General features: G+C 55.5%; 1 protein-coding gene. It reads left to right on the top strand.

Annotated features, from left to right (window positions below):
- Nucleotides 1-236: FCD domain-containing protein (locus tag SB719_RS22600; RefSeq protein ID WP_412160099.1), on the top strand; the 236-nt coding region annotated here is incomplete at both ends.

Genomic DNA, 236 nt, shown 5'->3' on the forward strand with positions numbered 1-236 from the left:
CCGCAGAACTTCTGATTTCCCGCCATGGAGGAGGTACGTTCGTTGCTGATGTGATCGGGCAGGTATTCAGCGCGCCTGTCGTGAAGCTGTTTGCCGATCACCGCAAGGCGACAGCGGACTATCTCGAATATCGTCGCGAAATCGAAAGCATTGCCGCCGAATATGCCGCGCTTCGAGCCACACCGGCAGACAAGGCGCTTTTGACCGAAATCATGGAAGCCATGGAAAAGGCTCAT

This window comes from Pantoea sp. SIMBA_079 (assembly GCF_046940275.1).
GTDB classification, from domain to species: Bacteria; Pseudomonadota; Gammaproteobacteria; order Enterobacterales; family Enterobacteriaceae; genus Pantoea; species Pantoea borealis.